This is a genomic window from Micromonospora sp. CA-269861 (assembly GCF_050948505.1).
Classification (GTDB): domain Bacteria; phylum Actinomycetota; class Actinomycetes; order Mycobacteriales; family Micromonosporaceae; genus Micromonospora.
In genome coordinates this window covers 1026991-1044441 of record NZ_CP192014.1, presented here as the reverse complement: position 1 = coordinate 1044441, position 17451 = coordinate 1026991, and the positions used below count along the sequence as shown (strand labels likewise).

Genomic DNA, 17451 nt, shown 5'->3' with positions numbered 1-17451 from the left:
CGTGAGACTCGCCTGCCGGACTGTGCCGGATTGGGGCGGGCCGGGTGACCGGCCCGCCCTCCGTCTAACTTTCCGCCCTCAGGGTGGCCCGGACGGTGCCCAGCAGCGCGTCCCGGGCCGTCATCGGGAAGAAGTGCCCGCCCGGCAGCACGTGCAGGGTGGACCCGGCCGACGTGTGCTCCCGCCACGGCGCGACCCGATCCGGCGGCACCTCCCGATCCCGGTCCCCCGCAAAGGCGACGATCGGGCAGCTCAGCGGCGGCTCCGGCCTGTACTCGTAGGTCTCGCAGACCGCGAAGTCGGCGCGGATGGCGGGCAGGAGCAGGTCGAGCAGTTCGGGTTCGGCAAGGATCTCCTCGTCCAGACCGCCCAGCTCACGCAGCCGTTCGACGACCACCGCGTCCGGTTGGTCGTGAATATTCGGAGAGGTACGCCGCAGCGTCGGCGCGAGGCCACCGGCGACGAAGAGGACCCGGGGCGGCGGAACCGCGCGGCGGCGCAGTTCGCGGGCCAACTCGAAGGAGACCAGCGCCCCCATGCTGTGCCCGAACAGGGCGTAGGGCACCCCCAGCTCGGGGGCCAGCGCCGGGGCGAGGGCCTCCACCAGCCGCCGCACCCCGGTGTACGCCGGCTCACGCCAGCGGGACTGCCGCCCGGGCAGCTCGATCGGGCAGACCTCGACGTCGTCGCCGAGCAGCTCCTGCCACCCGTGGTACGCCGAGGACCCACCACCGGCGTACGGCAGGCAGATCAGTCGGACGGCGGGTGTGACGCGGCGGCGCGGCCCGGCGGTCAGCCAGCCCTGGGCGCGGCCGGGCGGGTGGGTGGTGAGGCGGTTCACGGAACGGCTCTCCTAGTACGTCGGCTCGTCGGCCAGCAGGGCGCTGGCCTCCTCGTCGGACATCTCCTCCAGCTCACTGAGCAGGTGGTCCTCGATGGCGAACGCGGCGGCCTCCAGGGTGGGACTGTCGAACAGCACCCGGATCGGCACCTGCACGTCGAACGCCTTGCGCAGGTGCACCACCGCCCGCATCGCCAGCAACGAGTCACCGCCGAGGGCGAAGAAGTTGTCGTGCACGCCGATCCGGTCGACCCGCAGGATGCCGGCCCAGACCTCGGCGATGGTCTCCTCCAGGGTGGAGCGGGGTGCCACGTACGGCACGTCGTCCGCCTCGACCGCGTCGGCCAACTCCACAAGTGGTCGCCTGTCGACCTTCCCGTTGGCGGTCAGCGGCAGCTCGTCGATCTCGTGGAACGCCGCCGGCACCATGTACCCCGGCAGCTTGCCCGCGAGGAACTCGCGCACGTCCGTGGGCACGGCACCGGCGACCCGGGGGACGACGAAGGCGACGAGACGCTTCGCGCCACGCGGCTCGCCCTGCGCCACCACCACCGCGCCGCGCACCTCGGGGTGCTGGGCGAGGGCGGTCTCGATCTCGCCCAGCTCGATGCGGTAACCCTGCACCTTGACCTGGAAGTCCTCCCTGCCCAGGAACTCGATCTCCCCGCTCGGCAGGAACCGGCCGAGGTCACCGGTGCGGTACAGACGGGTTCCGGTGGCCGGGTCCACGACGAAGCTCGCCGCCGTCCGCGCCTCGTCGTGCAGGTAGCCGCGGGCCAGGCCGACACCACCGATGTGCAGGTGCCCGGGAACCCCGGTGGGTCGGGGTCGCAACGCGTCGTCGAGGACGTGGAAGGTCTGGTTCACCATGGGCCGCCCGTACGGGATGCTCGTCCACTCCGCCGGGACCGCCCCGATCGGGTGGAGGATGGACCAGATCGACGCCTCCGTCGCGCCACCGAGGCTGACCACCTCGGGCCGGTCGAGCGTCTGCCGGATCCGGTCCGGCAGGGCGACCGGGATCCAGTCGCCGCTGAGCATGACCAGTCGCAGGCCGCCGGTGGCCTCCCGGACGGTGAGGTGCTCGACGAACAGCTCCATGAGGGCCGGCACCGAGTTCCAGATCGTCACGTTGGCCTTGGTGAGCAGGTCGAGCCAGGCGGCCGGATCGCGGTGTGCCGCCGCCTCCGGGAGCACCACCGCGCCGCCGACGGCGAGCGGACCGAAGACGTCGTACACGGACAGGTCGAAGCTCAGCGACGACAGTGCCAGGACCCGGTCGTCCTCGCCCACCCGGAAGCGCTCGTTGATGTCGACGACGGTGTTCAACGCCCCCTCGTGTTCGATCATCACGCCCTTGGGCAGGCCGGTGGACCCGGAGGTGAAGATGACGTACGCGAGGTTGTGGGGCGTGGTGTCGATCGCCGGCAGCGCGCCCGCCGGGAGGACCCGCAGCTCGTCCACCCGCAACACCTCGACGTCGCCGAACCGGTGCGCCTCGGGGCCGGCCAGGCGGCCCTGGGTCAGCACTACACGCACCCGGCCGTGCGTCAGCAGGAAACGCACCCGCTCGTCCGGAAGGTCCGGATCGATCGGCAGGTACGCGGCCCCGGCGGCGAGCACACCGAGGACGGCGGCGCACTGCTCCCAGCCCTTGTCCATCACCACAGCGACGAGCTCGTCGGGGCGTACCCGCAAACCGACCAGGTGGCCGGCGATCGTGCGGGCGCGGTCTGCCAGCTCGCCGTAGGTGAGCGTCCGGGTCGGCGTGATCACGGCCGGGCGCTCGGGCACCCGGGCGGCGGTGGCGAAGAACGGCTCGTGCAGCAGGCCCACCGGCAACGGGGCCTCGGTGCGGTTGTACGCCGCCTGGGCGGCCAGCTCCGCGCGGGGCACCAGCGACGGCACCGGTTCGGCCCAGTGCGCCTCGTCGGCGGCGAGCCAGTGCAGCACCGACAGCGTCGCCGCGTGCATGGCAGCGACCATGCCCTCGGGAAAGAGGCCCTCGACGGCGTCGATGTCCAGCACCAGGGCACCGTCCATCTCGTACACCTGGGTGTCGATCCAGATCTGCGGTGTCTGGGAGATGGAGTAGACCACCTCGCCGATCTGCGGGTGCCCGCCGATGCCCTGGAACAGGCTGGTGAACACGACGGGCATGACGGCGGCGGCGTCACCGCGTACCCGCTTCAACTCCCGCGCGACCCGCACACCGCTGAACAGTCCGTGGTCGAGGTCGGCGAGGAGTTGGTCCCGGATCGTCCGGGCACGGGTCTCGAACGACGCCGCACCGCCCGCGTCGATCTCCAACAGCGTCACCGAGGTGAAGTCACCCAGGATCGCGTCGACCTGCGGGTGCAGCGGCAACCGGTGCGCCATCGGCAGGTTGAGGCTGAACCGCTGGTTCTTCGACCAAGTGGCGACCACCTCGCCGTACGCGGCCAGCAGCAGCGCTGTCGGAGTGAGGCCGCGGCGGGACGCGGCGGCCTTGACGGTGTCCCACTCGTCCGCCGGCACCTGCCCGGTGAGCCGGGCGAAGCGGGGAGCGGCGATGGTGTGCGGGTCGGCGGCCAGCGGCAACTCCGGAGCGAGGGCCAGTGTCGGCACCCGCTCCTGCCAGTACGCGGCGGCGCGCTGGTACCGCTCGGTCGACTCCGCGGCCCGCGCGGCGAGCACGTAGTCGCGGAAGCTCAACTCCAGCTCGGGCAGGGTCGCGTCCGGCTCGTGGTAGAGCAGTGTCAACTCACGCATCACGATGCTCGACGCCCAGGCGTCGGTGATCAGGCCGTCGATGCTGTAGTGCACCCGCCCCCGACCCTCGTCGAGCAGCGTGGCGCGCAGTTCGAACAGCGGCCACCGGTCCGGCACGAACACCTGGTGCGACATGGCGGCGCGGGTCCGCTCGAGGCTCGCGTTCACCTCGGCGGCCGGGCGACCCCGCACGTCCTCGGTGACGACGACGTAGTCCGGTACCTCGTCGAGGACCTGCTGCTCGCCGTGCGGCAGCACGACGGTACGCAGCGACCCGTGCCGCCGGATCAGCCGGCGCAGCGCCCGCTGCAACCGCGACACGTCCAGCTCGGGGACGTCGAACTCCTCGTAGCCGTGCATGCCGACGTTGCCCAGCTCGAACACGCCGGTGCGGCCGATCCAGTACGCCTGCTGCACATCGGTCAGCGGGAACGGCAGGTGCGCCGACGCCGGGTCCGGCACGACGGCCGGCAGCGACTCGGGGCCGCTGACACCGGCCTCGGCGCGGGCCGCGCGCACCGCGGCGGCGAGACCACGGACCGTCGGGTCAGCGACGAAGGCCCGCAGCGGGACGTCCGCCCCGCACACCCGGCCGACCTGGGCGACGAGCTGAGCGGCGAGCAGGGAGTGCCCACCCAGCTCGAAGAAGCCGACGGTGGGCGCGACGTCCCGTTCGCCGAGCAGGTCGGCGAAGATCGCCGCCACCTCGCGTTCGGTGGGGTCCTCGACCGCGTGGACCTCGCTGCGGTCCTCCGCCGCGCCGCCCTCGGTCTCGTCGAGCACGGTGACCACCACGTGCCCGGTGGAGACCGCCGCGCCCACCACCCGGGCGGCGGTCCGTTCGACGGCCGACAGGTCCGCCACCGGCCACCCGTAGGTCACCCACTCCGCGTCGGACTCCCGGCCGAGCGCCGCCGCCTGCGCGACGAGGTGGCCGGCGAGCGGGTTGTCCGGCGTACCGCCGAGCAGGTGCACCTCGACGGCGTTGACCGGCTCCCCGCGCCGACGCCCACGGCGGCCAGCGTGGCCAGGGCCTCGTCGGCGGACGTGCGGGCGTCCACCGGCACCAGCACGGTCACCGGACCGGGCTGACCGGCACCCCCAGGGTCGTCGACGCTCGCACCGGCGGTGGTGAGGGCCCGCCGGAACGCGGCACCGATCACCGTGTCGCCGGCGAGCTGGTACCGGGCGCCGGTGTGCCGCTCGGGGGCGGCAGCCGGAGCTGCGCTGACGTGCGGCAGGAAGCGGTGCCCGCCCCGCAGGGCCACCACCGGCTCGGGGTGCGCGCACCTGACCTCCCGGACCACCGAGGCGGCGAGGCGGCGGGCGGCCACCGGCGTCGTGGCCGGGAGCACGTCGAGCAGCATCCGGGTGCCGGGCGCGCCGCCGGTCGCCCAACCGGCGAGCACGCCGCGCGGCGGCACCAGCGTCTCGGTGCCGGTCACGTCGAGCGCGCCGTCGGTGACGACGACCACCCGGGCGTACGCGTCGCCGCGCCTGGTGAGCGCGTCGCCCAGGGCCGCGAGCGTGGGTGCCGGGTCGCCCTGTGGAACCGCCAGCAGCACCCCGCTGATCCGCTCCTGCGGCGACAGCGACGTACGGAGCGCGCCGGTCGCCGGATCGAGGTCAGCGGCGATCACCCGGGCTCCCGCCGCGCGTAGCTCGTCGACGACGCCGTCCGGCAGACTGGCGTCGACGGCCAGCCAGGCACCGGTCCCGGTGGTCGCCGGCCCGGCACCGCCGGCCCGGCGGTAGCCGCGCACGACGAGCCCGTCGGCACCCGCCCGGCTCGTCACCGTGTCGCGGGGAGGATCGACCCAGCAGCGTTCCCGCTCGAACGGGTAGGCCGGCAGGACCGTCCGCCGGGGCGGCACGTCACCGTGCAGCGCCTCCCACCCGATCGCGACGCCCATCTGCCACAGCGCGCCGGCGGCGGCGAGGAGCTCCGTCTCGGCGTCGGCGTCCCGACCGGCCGACGGCAGCGACGCCACCGCGCGGGCGGCCGACCCGCCGGCGAGGCGGGTCAACACCCGCCCGGGGCCGACCTCCAGCACCACGGCGTCGGCGTCGACGTCGCGCAGCGCCGCCAGGCCGTCGCCGAAGCGGACGGTCGATCGCAGTTGCTGGGCCCAGTACGCGGCGCTGGTGGCCGACTCGGCGGTGATCCAGGCACCTGTCACGTTCGACACGAAGGGGATCTCCGGCGCCGAGCGCGGCACCTGGGCCACCTCCGCCTCGAACGCCGACGAGGCGGCGGCCATTGCCCGGGAGTGGAACGCGTGCGAGGTGACCAGCCGGGTCGAGGCCACCCCCCGCTCGCGCAGCCGGGCCTCGAGAGTCACCACGGCCTCGGGCGGCCCGGAGACGGTGCACTGCCGGGGGCCGTTGACGGCGGCGAGGTCCAGCACATCGTCGAGCAGCGGCAGCAGCTCGGCCTCGGCCAGCGGCACCGCGAGCATCACGCCCGGCTCCGCCGCCTGCATGAGCCGACCGCGTGTCGCGACCAGGCGCACCGCATCGGGCAGCGCGAACACCCCGGCCAGGCAGGCGGCCACCAGCTCACCCACACTGTGCCCGAGCAGCCCCGCCGGTCGTACGCCCCAGTGCGCCCAGAGCTTCGCAAGCGCGTACTCGACGACGAACAGCGCCGGCTGCGCGTACCGCGTCTGCTGGAGCTGATCCCGAGCGGTCTCCCGCTGGTCGTCGGCGGGGAACAGCAGGTCCCGGATGTCCGTGTCGAGCAACGGCGTCAGCAGGTCCGCGGCCCGGTCCACCTCGGAGCGGAACACCGGCTCGGCGACGTAGAGGGCGTGCGCCATGCCGGTGCGCTGCGCGCCCTGACCGGGGAAGGTGAACAGCACCGCGCGGTCGGTGGCGGTCTCGGCCGGCCGGGTCGCCGGTTGCCGCAACACCTCGACCACCTCCGCGGGGCTGCCGCCGACGACCGTCCGGCGGTACGGCAGGGTCCGCCGGCCGCGTTGCAGGGTGTACGCCACCTCGGCCAGTGGCGTGTCCGGGTGGGCGCTCAGGTGCGCGGCGAGTCGGTCGGCAGCCGTGTCGAGGGCGGTGGGTGTGGCGGCGGACAGGGGTAGCACGTGCCGCCGGCGGCTCTCCTGGCCCGCCGCGCGGGTCGGGGCCTCCTCCACGACGACGTGGGCGTTGGTGCCCCCGATGCCGAACGAGCTGACCCCGGCACGGCGCACCCCGCCGGGCCATGGGGTGCGGGCCGCGACGACGTGGAAGGGACTCGAGTCCAGACCCAGCTCGGGGTTGGCGGTGCGGAAGTGCAGCGACGGCGGGATCTCGCCGGCCCGCAGCGCCAGCACCGTCTTGATCAGACCGACGACCCCGGCGGCGGTGTCGAGGTGCCCGATGTTCGTCTTGACCGAGCCGAGCCCGATACTGCCCGGAGGCAGGTCACCGAAGGCGCTCGTCAACGCGGCCACCTCGATCGGGTCACCGAGCGGGGTGCCGGTGCCGTGTGCCTCGACGTAACCGATCGTGCCGGGGTCGACCCCGGCGACGGCGAGCGCTTCGGCGATGACGTCGGCCTGCCCGTCCACGCTCGGGGCGGTGAAGCCGACCTTGCGGTCGCCGTCGTTGTTCACGGCCGAGCCCCGGATCACGGCGTGCACCAGGTCGCCGTCCGTCATCGCGTCGGCGAGCCGCTTGAGCACGACGACGCCGGCGCCGCTGCCGGCCACCGTGCCGGTCGCCTCGGCGTCGAACGCCCGGCAGTGGCCGTCGGCGGCGAGGATGCCGCCCTGGGCGTGCCGGTAGCCACGGCGGCGGGCGATGACCGTCGCGCCGCCGGCCAGCGCGACGTCGCACTCGCCGGCCAGCAGCGCCTGCGCGGCCATGTGCACGGCGACCAGGGAAGTGGAGCAGCCGGTCTGCACGCTGATGCTGGGGCCCCGCAGGTTGACCTTGTACGACACCCGGGTCGGCAGGAAGTCCTTGTCGTTGCCGATGGAGGTCTGGAACGCCCCGACCCGGGCCACCAGATCCGCGTTGGGCAGCAGATTGTGCAGCAGGTAGGAGCTCTCCCCCACCCCGGCGTAGACACCCGTCACCGGTGTCGTGGAGTCGAACGGGTGACCGGCGTGCTCCAACGCCTCCCAGGCGCACTCCAGGAAGATCCGGTGCTGCGGGTCGAGCAGCTGCGCCTCACGGGTCGAGAACCCGAAGAAGCGGGCGTCGAAGCCGGCCGGGTCGTCGAGGACGCCGAGGGCACGGACGTAGTCGGGGTGGTTGAACTCCTCGGGTGCGACGCCGTCGGCGATCAGGTCGGCGTCGTCGAGGGTGGTGAGCGATTCGACCCCGTCGCGCAGGTTGCTCCAGAAGGCGTCGAGGGTGGCTGCCCCGGGAACCCGGAGCGCCATTCCGACGACGGCGATGGCGGTGTCGGGCAGCGTGCGTTCCTCGGTCATCATGCGTCCCCCCTGTCGTGATGCCGGCCCGGCCGACGTCGCGGTGTGCGCGCCCGTTGGATGGCGGCGCGTGTCTCGGCGCGGTGGTGCCCGGCGGACATCGCCGGCGTCCGGTCCCCGGACGCCAGGTGCCGGGCGAGTGCCCGCACGGTGGGGTGACGGAACAGCTCCACCACCGGCACCGTGCGACCCAGCCGCTCGGACAGGTGCGTCTGCACCCGCATCACGAGCAGCGAGTGCCCACCGATGTCGAAGAAGTTGTCGTCGACGCCCACCTCGTCGACGACCAGCACGTCGCGCCAGATCGCCGCCACCGCGCGCTCCAACTCGCTGCCGGGCACACCCACCCCGGCAGGGGTCGGGGCGGCGGGCGGCGCGAGGGCGACCCGGTCGACCTTGCCGCTCTCGCTGCGTGGCAGCCGGTTCAGCGTGACGATCGTGGCCGGCACCATGTACCCGGGCAGCCGGTCGGCCAGGTGCGCGCGCAGCAGCGCCACGTCCACGCCGCCGGGCGTCACGTAGCCGACCAGCGTGGGTCGGCCCGGCACGTCCTCGCGCAGCACCGCCGCCGCCTCCGCGACCGTGGGGTGGGCACCGAGCGCGGCCTCGATCTCGCCCAACTCGATCCGGAAGCCGCGCACCTTGACCTGGTCGTCCTCCCGGCCGAGGAACTCGATCACCCCACCGACACCGAGGCGGACCCGGTCCCGGGTGCCGTACATGCGGTCGCCGGGCGGGCCCCACGGGTCGGGCAGGAAGCTGACGGCGGTGCGGGCCGGGTCACCGACGTAGCCCTGCGCCACCCCGCGTCCGCCGAGCCACAGGTCCCCCGGGACCCCGCGCGGCACCGGCCGCAGTCCACGATCGAGGACGTACGCCCGCACGCCCGGCAGCGGCAGCCCCACCGGGACGCTGCCGGTGCCCGGCTCCCAGTCGCCGCCCGGCTCGTGCACGGTGGCGGTGATGGTGGCCTCGGTCGGGCCGTACGCGTTGAGCCAGCGCACCTCCGGCGCGGCGGCGCGCCACTGGGCGAGCCGTCCCGCGTCGACCCGCTCGCTGCCGACCACGACGAGTCGCAGGTCCGGACAGGAGGCGGGCGGGTGACGGTCCAGCACCGCCACCCACTCGTGCCAGTACGACGCCGGCAGGTTGAGCACGGTGAGTCGCTCCCGGCGGGCCAGCGCGGTGAACTCGTCGAGACCGGGCGCCGGCCCGGCCGGCGGCAACACCACTGCCGCGCCCCGGATCAACGTCCCGAACAGCTCCTCGGCGGCCACGTCGAAGCCGAGCGCGGCGAACTGGAGCACCCGGTCGGCGGGGGTGAGCTCATAGTGCCCGGCGACCGCCTCCAGGGTGTGCACCAGGTTGCCGTGGCTGACGCGGACGCCCTTGGGTTGCCCGGTGGTGCCCGAGGTGTAGAGCACGTAGGCCGTCGCCGACGGGTGCACCGGCGTGCCGGCGGCGGCCGGGGCGGCGAGCAACGCGTCCTCGATCGCAACGAACGGCAGGTCGGCGGCGGGCGGGCGGTTCTCGCGGGAGCCGAGCAGCAGCACCGCCGACGAGTCGGCGAGGACGTGCGCCAACCGCCTCGGCGGGATCGCCGGGTCCAGTGGCACGTACGCGGCCCCGGCGCGCAGGACGCCGAGCAGCGCCGCCGGCCAGTCGGGGCTGCGCTCCAGCAGGACGGCGACGGTGTCACCGGGGCGTACGCCCCGGGCGGTCAGGTGGGCGTGCACCGCGGCGGCACGGCTGTCCAGCTCCGCGTGGCTGACCTGCCGGTCGCCCTGCACCAGCGCCGGGCGCTGCGGCCAGCGCGCCGCGGCGGCGGCGACCAGGCCGTGCAGAGTCGATGCGGTCGGCGCGTCGGTCGACCCGCCGACCGGCGGGACCGGCTCGGGGCCGGGCAGCAGGTCCAGGGTGGACACCGGGGCGTCCGGTGTGCTCAGCGCCGACTCCAGCAGGGTGCGGTAACTGTGCGCCAGCCGCTCGGCGGTGTCCCTGTCGAACAGGTCGACGTCGTACTCCACGGTGCCGCGCAGCTCGCCCGTGGCGCTGGGCACCTCGTCCCAGGCCACCGTGAGGTCGAACTTCGCCACCAGACCGGGTGGCTCGGTCACCCCGACCGACAGGCCGGGTACCGCGTCGGTCCGCTCAGGCAGGTTCTGTGCCGACAGCATGACCTGGAACAGCGGGGTACGACTGGGGTCGCGTGGTGGCCGGACCGCCTCGACGACCTGCTCGAACGGAACGTCCTGGTGCTCGTACGCGCCGAGCACCGCGTCCCGCACCCGGGCCAGCACGTCGACGAACGTCTCGGTGTCCTGCCAGCGGGTCCGCAGCACGACGGTGTTGACGAAGAAACCCACCAGGTCGTCGAACTCGGAGCGGGTGCGCCCGGACACCGGGCTGCCGACACTCACGTCGCGGACGTCCGCGTACCGGCCCAGCACCAGCTGGAACACGGCCAGAAGCACCATGAACCGGGTGACGCCGTGCTGCCGTCCCACCGCGTCGAGGCGTTCGACCAGGGCGGCGGGCAGCCGTACGTCGAACGTCTCCCCCCGGTGCCGGGCAGTGGCCGGGCGGGGACGGTCGGTCGGGAGGTCCAGAGCCGCGGGCGCACCCGCGAGCCGGTCCACCCAGTACGCGAGCTGGGTCGTCCGCGCGTCGCCGGCCAGCAGCGCGCGCTGCCAGAGGGTGTAGTCGACGTACTCGACGGTGAGCGGGACCGGTGCGGGAGTGCCGATGGTCCGGGCGGCGTAGAACGCGCCGAGGTCACGGATCAGCACACCGATCGACCAGCCGTCACAGACCGCGTGGTGCAACGTGATCAGGAGCATCGCGTGCTCGTCGGTCAGCCGGATCAGGTGCCAGCGGGCCAGCGGCCCGGTGGCGAGGTCGAAGGGTCGGGCGGCGGCGTGGCGCACCAGGGCGTCGGCCTGCTCGTCACGGTCGGCCCGGTCGCGCAGGTCATCCACGGTGAGGACGACCGGCTGCTCGTCGTCCACGACCTGCCGGGGTTCGCCGTCGATCCTCACCAGCCGGGTCCGCAGCGCCGCGTGCCGCGTCACCAGCCCTCGCAGGCCGGCGTCGAGGGCGTCGACGTCGAGCGGGCCGTCCACGGTGAGCACCAGCGGCACCGAGTAGACCGCCTGACCAGCGTCGAGCCGGTCGAGGAACCACAGCCGCTGCTGGGCGTACGACAGGGGGTGCGGCCCGGGGCCGGCGGCCGGCACCGGCAGGCGGGCCTCGTCCGGGCCGGCGTCGGCGACGCGTGCCGCGAGTGCGGCGACGGTGGGCGCCTCGAAGGCGGCGCGGACACCCAGCCGCACACCGGCGGCGGCGGCGATCCGCGCCACCATCTGCGCCGCGAGCAACGAGTGGCCGCCGAGGGCGAAGAAGTCGTCGGCGGCGGACACCACCGGCACGCCGAGCAGGTCCTGCCAGGTCCGTGCGACCAGTTCCTCGATCGGGCCACTGGGCGGCACGCCGTCGGCGGCCCGGACGCCGTGGTGCGCGTCGGGCGCGGGCAGCGCTCGGCGGTCCACCTTGCCGTTGGGGGTGACCGGCAGCGCCGCCAGCGGCACGTACCAGGTCGGCACCATCGCCTCGGGCAGCCGGGCGGCGAGGTGAGCGCGCAGCTCACCAGCCGGGACCGGGGCGTCGTCCGGGACGACGTAGGCGACGAGCCGACGTTCGTCGCCGTCCCCGTGCACAGCGACGGCGGCGGCCCGGACGCCCGGGCAGGTGGTGAGGGTGCTGGCGATCTCGTCCGGCTCGATCCGGACACCGCGGATCTTGACCTGCTGGTCGGCCCGGCCCAGGCACTCCAGTTGACCGTCCTCGCGCCACCGCACCACGTCACCAGTGCGGTAGACGCGGGCGCCGGGCTCGAAGGGGCTCGGCACGAACCGCTCGGCGGTCAGGTCGGGCCTGCCGACGTACCCGTGCGCGAGACCGGCGCCGCCGATGAACAGCTCCCCCGGAGCACCGATGCCGGTCAGCCGGCCGTGGTCGTCGAGGACGTAGAGCAGTTCCCCACCGATCGGTCGGCCGATCGGCGTCCGCGCCGCGTCGCCGGGCAGGTCGGTCACCTCCCAGGTGCTGGAGAAGGTGGTGCACTCGGTCGGGCCGTACCCGTTGACGAGGCGCAACCCCGGCAGGGCGGCGGCCAGCGTGGCGACCCGGCGGGCGTCGGCCGGCTCGCCGCCGAAGTAGAGAGAGCGCAGAGGGGCGAACATCGCCGGGTCGGCGTCCACGCACCTGTGGAACAGGGCGGTGGTGAGCATCAGCACCGTGACGCCGTGCTCGGCGAGTCGGAGACCCAGCCGGGACGGCGTGAGCACGTCGTCCTTGGGGATGCCCACCAGGCGCGCGCCGTTGAGCAGCGCACCCCACACCTCGAAGCTCGCCGCGTCGAACGACACGTTGGCCGCCTGGGCGACCGCGTCGGCGGGCCCGACGGGGAAGTAGTCGGCGCGGTGAACGAGCCGGACGATCCCGCCGTGGGTGGTCTCGACCCCCTTCGGCTGCCCAGTCGACCCGGAGGTGTACAGGACGCAGGCCCGCTGGGTCGGGTACGTCAGCGGCCACGTCGACGCGGACCGTCCCGAGGGCAGCACCAGCCGGTCGAGCCTCAGCACCGGCAGGTCGTCGACGACGGCCACCGGACCATCGGCGAGCAGCAGCCGGGCCCCGCTGTCGCGCAGCATGAACTCCCGCCGCGCCTCGGGGTAGGACGGGTCCAGGGGCAGGTACGCCGCCCCGGTGGCGAGCACCGCGAGCATCGCCACGACGAACTGCGCGGACGAGCCCATCGCCAGGCCGACGACACTGCCCGGGGTGACCCCGTGTCCGGTCAGGACGGTCGCCAGGGCGTCGGCCCGGGCGCGCACCTCCTCGTACGTGAGGGTGGTGCCGTCGTACTCCAGAGCGACGGCGTCCGGTGTCGCCTCTGCCTGGGTGAGGAACGCCGCCGGCACGCTCGGCGGACCTGCCGTACCGCCGCCGGTGCCCCACCGGGTGATCAGCGCGCGCTCCTGCGCCGACGTGTGCGCGAGGCTGGAGATCGGCGCCTCGGGGTCGGTCAGGGCGTTGTCGAGCAACGTCAGGTAGTGGTCGACGATCCGGCGCATCGTCGCGCTGTCGAACAGGTCCGGGTCGTAGGCGAGGACGCCGGACGCCCCGTCGGGCCCCGGCTCGTCCCAGAGCACGCTCAGGTCGGGCGGCACCGCCCCGGTCGTGGCGGGGGCCGCTCCCACCCCCAGCACGACCGGGCAGAGCGCGGCACGACTCGGGTCGTGGGGTAGGCCGAGCGCCTCGGCGACCCGGTGCAGCGGGACGCCGGCGTACGGCGCGGCCGCCCGCAACCCGGCGTCGACCCGCGCGAACAGGCGGGCGGCCGACGGGTCGTCGTCCCACCTGCCGCGCAACGGCACCAGGGCGCCGTCCAGCGGCGTCGCGGTGGCCAGGTCCCGGGTGCCGGCGTGCCGGCCCAGCACCACCTGCCCCACGGCGAGCAACGGCACGGAGGGTGCGACGCCCACCGCCGCGCTCACCGCGTGCAGCCGTCGGGTGGTGTCCGGGCCGACGGTGAGCGTCACCCGGTCGGTGTGCCGGCGTCGACGGGCCGGGCGGACCCGGTCGGTGACCAGGTCCAGGGTGGGAACGCCGGCCAGCCCGGCCCGCCAGTGGGCGAGCGCGTCCGCCTCCGGGAACACCGCACGCGATCCGGTCACTGCACCGGCTCCCCGAGACTCGGCTGGCCGGCGCGCTGCCCGACCGGGTTCGCCGCCCCGGCCAGCGCACCGGCCGGATCGCGGTCGGTCACCCGGGCCACCAGCCCACCGTCGAGCGTCACCACCCGGTCGGCGCCGGCCAGGGTCTCCCGGCGGTGGGCGATGGTGAGCACCGTCGCATCGGCGAGGTCCACCGCCAGCAGCCGCTGGATGCGGGCGTCGGTCTCGGCGTCGAGGCTCGACGTGGCCTCGTCGATGAGGACCAGCTTCGCGTCCCGCAGCAACGCCCGGGCCAGGCAGAGCAGCTGCCGTTCACCGGCGCTGAGCTGCCCGCCGTTGGCGGACAGGACCGCGTCGAGACCACCACCGCCCACGCCGAGCAGCCGGTCGGCGAGACCCACCTTGGTGAGGACCGCGGTGACCGCCGCGTCGGGGTAGGCACCGGTCGGGTCGATGTTGTCCCGCAGGGTACCGGGCAGCAGCACCGGATCCTGCGGTACCACCTCGACGGCGGCCCGCAGGTCGGCCAGCCGCAGCGTGGCGGTGTCCACCCCGTCGACGAGAATGCGCCCCCGCTCGGCCGGCACGAACCGCAGCAGCGCGGTGAACAGGCTGGACTTGCCGCTGCCGGTCCGGCCGACGATGCCGATCTTGCTGCCCGCCGGGACGTCGAACGACACGCCGTTCAGCGCGGCCGGTCCACCCTCCGAATAGCGCAGGGTGACGTTCTCGAAGTGGACCTCCCCGGCGGAGGGCCAGCCGGCCGGGGCCGGTCGCCCGTCGGTCGGCTCGACCGGCAGCCGGGTGTAGTCGTCGACACGTTCGAAGCTCGCCAGCGACAGGTCCATCATCTGCACCGTCATCAGGCTCATGGCCAGCGCCTCCATCAGCGCGTACACGAAACTGACCCCGACACCGGCCAGCCCGGCGCCGATCCCGCCCACAGCGACGATCAGCACCCCGTACGTCAGCAGGACGACCGCGCCGAGCATGTCGAGCTTCAGGTTGAAGTGCCGCGACAGCGCGTTGACCGTGTAGTCGGCGTGGTGCGCGACGCGGACCCGCTCACCGAACGCGGCCTGGTAGCCGCGCACCCGGCTGTTCCGGCCCTCGATCGAGGTCACCCCGTCGACCGCCTCGTTGAGCAGCGCGAGCATCGGCTCGTTCGCCTGCTTCGACAGCCGGGACGCCTCGACCGTGCTGGCCCGGGTGAGCCGCTGCCAGCGGAGGTAGACCACCAGCAGCAGCGGAGCCGCCACCAGCATCAACGGACTGGTGAAGGCCAGCGCCGCCAACGGCACGACCAGGCCGACGGCGACCCGGAGGGTGTCCATCGTGGTCTCCGGCAACTCCAGGTCGATGGTCTCCATGTCACCGGAGAACCGCGCCAGGACGCGTCCGGAGGAGTTGCGGTCGAAGAACGACAGCGGGGCCCGGAAGACCCGGTGCAGCATCGACGCGTGCAGGTTCTGGCCGGCGGACACGCCCCGGGCGAAGGCGAAGCTGAACAGCCCGCGATCCAGTACGAGCGCCAGCAGACCGATGGCGGCGAACACCCCCGCGTAGTACAGCGTGTCCTGCCCGGCGTTCTCGGTCCAGTGGCCGAGCCAGAATGACGAGCCGCCCAGGACGGCCTGCCCGCCGACGGCCAGGCCGAGCAGGACGACGGCGAGGAGGCCCGGGGTCAGCACGTGCAGGTAACGGCGGTAGGTGGCGGAACCGACCTGACCGGCGCGGACCGTCTCCTCCTCCTCGGCGGCCACCTCCTCGGCCACCTCGTCCAGCCCGGCACCCTCCGGGTCGGACGGCGTCGCGGCCTCGGCGGCCACGGCCGGCAGCAGGTCGGGCATCTGCGCGGCGACGTCGGCGAACCGGCCCGCCGCGACCACCCGGCCGCCGTCGAGGACCACCACCCGGTCGGCCCGCCGGGCCACGTCGAGGCGGTGGGTGGCAACGATCCGGGTACGCCCGGCGAGCACCCCGTCGAACAGCGCCTCCAGGATGGTGCCGGCGACCGCGTCGTCGACGGCGCTGGTCGGGTCGTCGAAGAGGTAGACGTCGGCGTCCTCGTAGGCGGCGCGGGCCAACGCGATGCGCTGCCGTTGCCCGCCGGAGAGGTTCACGCCCCGCTCGCCGATGGCCGTGCCGTCGCGGGCCGGCATCGCCGCCAGGTCCGCCTCGAGGGCGGTGGCGCGGACGACAGCCGCGTACCGGTCCGGATCGTCGGGCGAGAAGCAGCGGATGTTGTCGACAATGCTGCCCTGCATGATCCAGGGGCGCTGCGGCAGGTAGACGGCGCTGCCGCCGACCCGTGCCGTACCCGCTACCGTCGGCAGGGCCCCGGCCAGCGCCGCGAGCAGCGCGGACTTGCCGCTGCCGACCCGGCCCAGCACGCAGATCAACTCACCGGGCGCGACCCGCAGGTCGACGCCGGTCAGGACCGGCCGGGCGTCCGCCTCGGCCCCGGGCCAGGTGAACGACGCGCCGTCGAGGTCGACCGCCCCGGCCGGCGAGTCGTCGTCGGTCGACGCCTCGGCGGTGTCCGGCGCCCGCAGGAAGGTTGTCACCTTCCCGAACGCCACCCGCCACTCGTTGCGCATGTCCAGGTAGCGCACCAGCTCGGGCAGTTGGGACCGGAGGACGGTGAGCACGGCGATCGCCGCGAACACGTCCGCCGCCTTCAGTTCGTTGCCCAGCGCCGCGTACGTGACCAGGGTGGCCATCACCATCAGCACCGGCGCGGCGGCGTTCACCAGGTAGAGCGTGGCGAGCCGCTTCTGCCGGCGGACCAGCAACGCGTTGAGCGTCGCGCGTTCCCGGCCGACAGCCTGCTCGGCGACGTCCTCCCAGCCGTGGGTGCGCAGCGTCCGCATGGCACCCAGGTACTCGCCGACCAGCCCGATCCGGACGCCGTTCGCGTCCCGGATCGCCGGCACCAGCGCGAAGACCCTCTCGTTGGCCACGTGCGACAGCCACAGGCCGGCGATGAGAATGACGATGCCCACCAGCGCCGCCCAGCCCAGCAGCACCCAGAGGATCACGCAGGAGCCGGCGATGCCGAGCGGCACCGCCCACGCCATGTGCGTGAACGCGACCCGCCCGACCCGCCGGGCGTCGGACGAGGCGAGGGTGATGACCTCCCCGGAGGGGTGGGCCAGTCGGGCACCACGATCCATCCGCAGGTACTTGCGCAGGATCTCGGTCCGCAGCAGCGCGGTGATCGAGTGCGCGGTCTTCCACACCTCGGACCACTGGTGCTTGTGGCTCAACGCGTCCAACACGTAGAAGCCGGCCAGGCCGGCGGCGATCAGCAGACCCTCCACCATCGGGCCCCGGCCGTCGCCCTCGAACCAGGCGATCAGCTCCCGCACCAGCAGCGGCCCGATGGTCGCGCAGGTCTGGTAGGCCAGGAAGATCAGGCCCGCCCACCAGAACCGCCGACGGTAGGTCTGGTAGAGGGCCCGCCGCAGCCCGTCCGGTTGGTCCCGCCGGGCGGCCCAGGCACGCTCGAAGACCGGGGTCACCCGCTCCAGGTGGTCGTACCGGGGCGGCGTCAGGCTGTCCGACAGCTTCAGTGGTCGGCGCAGGGACGCCTTCACCAGGATCGAGGGCCACTGGACGAAGAGTCGGGACAGCAGTCCCGCGTCCTGTTCGGCACTCGGGCGGGCCGGTGTGGTGATTGTCGACACGG

General features: G+C 74.0%; 5 protein-coding genes. All 5 read right to left on the bottom strand.

Going from position 1 to position 17451, the window contains the following annotated elements; translation table 11 throughout:
• Positions 1-64: 64 nt before the first annotated feature.
• From ACQP0U_RS04770 to ACQP0U_RS04750, 5 genes are read right to left on the bottom strand one after another with little or no spacing between them, the layout of a single operon-like run.
• Positions 65-841 (bottom strand): thioesterase II family protein, encoded by a 777-nt coding sequence (locus ACQP0U_RS04770; protein ID WP_433316094.1) that lies wholly within the window; start codon positions 839-841, stop codon positions 65-67.
• Between the two features lie 12 nt (positions 842-853).
• On the bottom strand, positions 854-4567 hold the full coding sequence (locus ACQP0U_RS04765) for an amino acid adenylation domain-containing protein (protein WP_433316092.1): 3714 nt from the start codon (positions 4565-4567) through the stop codon (positions 854-856).
• On the bottom strand, positions 4471-8025 hold the full coding sequence (locus ACQP0U_RS04760; protein ID WP_433316090.1) for a type I polyketide synthase: 3555 nt from the start codon (positions 8023-8025) through the stop codon (positions 4471-4473). The genes ACQP0U_RS04765 and ACQP0U_RS04760 overlap by 97 nt, the downstream gene beginning before the upstream one ends.
• Positions 8022-13760 (bottom strand): amino acid adenylation domain-containing protein, encoded by a 5739-nt coding sequence (locus ACQP0U_RS04755; RefSeq protein WP_433316088.1) that lies wholly within the window; start codon positions 13758-13760, stop codon positions 8022-8024. The genes ACQP0U_RS04760 and ACQP0U_RS04755 overlap by 4 nt, the downstream gene beginning before the upstream one ends.
• Positions 13757-17449: an ATP-binding cassette domain-containing protein gene (locus ACQP0U_RS04750; RefSeq protein WP_433316087.1), complete on the bottom strand. Its 3693-nt coding sequence runs from the start codon at positions 17447-17449 to the stop codon at positions 13757-13759. The genes ACQP0U_RS04755 and ACQP0U_RS04750 overlap by 4 nt, the downstream gene beginning before the upstream one ends.
• Positions 17450-17451 lie beyond the last annotated feature (2 nt).

Excerpts from the sequence above, each read along its gene's own strand:
- ACQP0U_RS04760 (WP_433316090.1), bottom strand. The coding sequence starts at position 8,025 with ATGATGACCGAGGAACGCACGCTGCCCGACACCGCCATCGCCGTCGTC.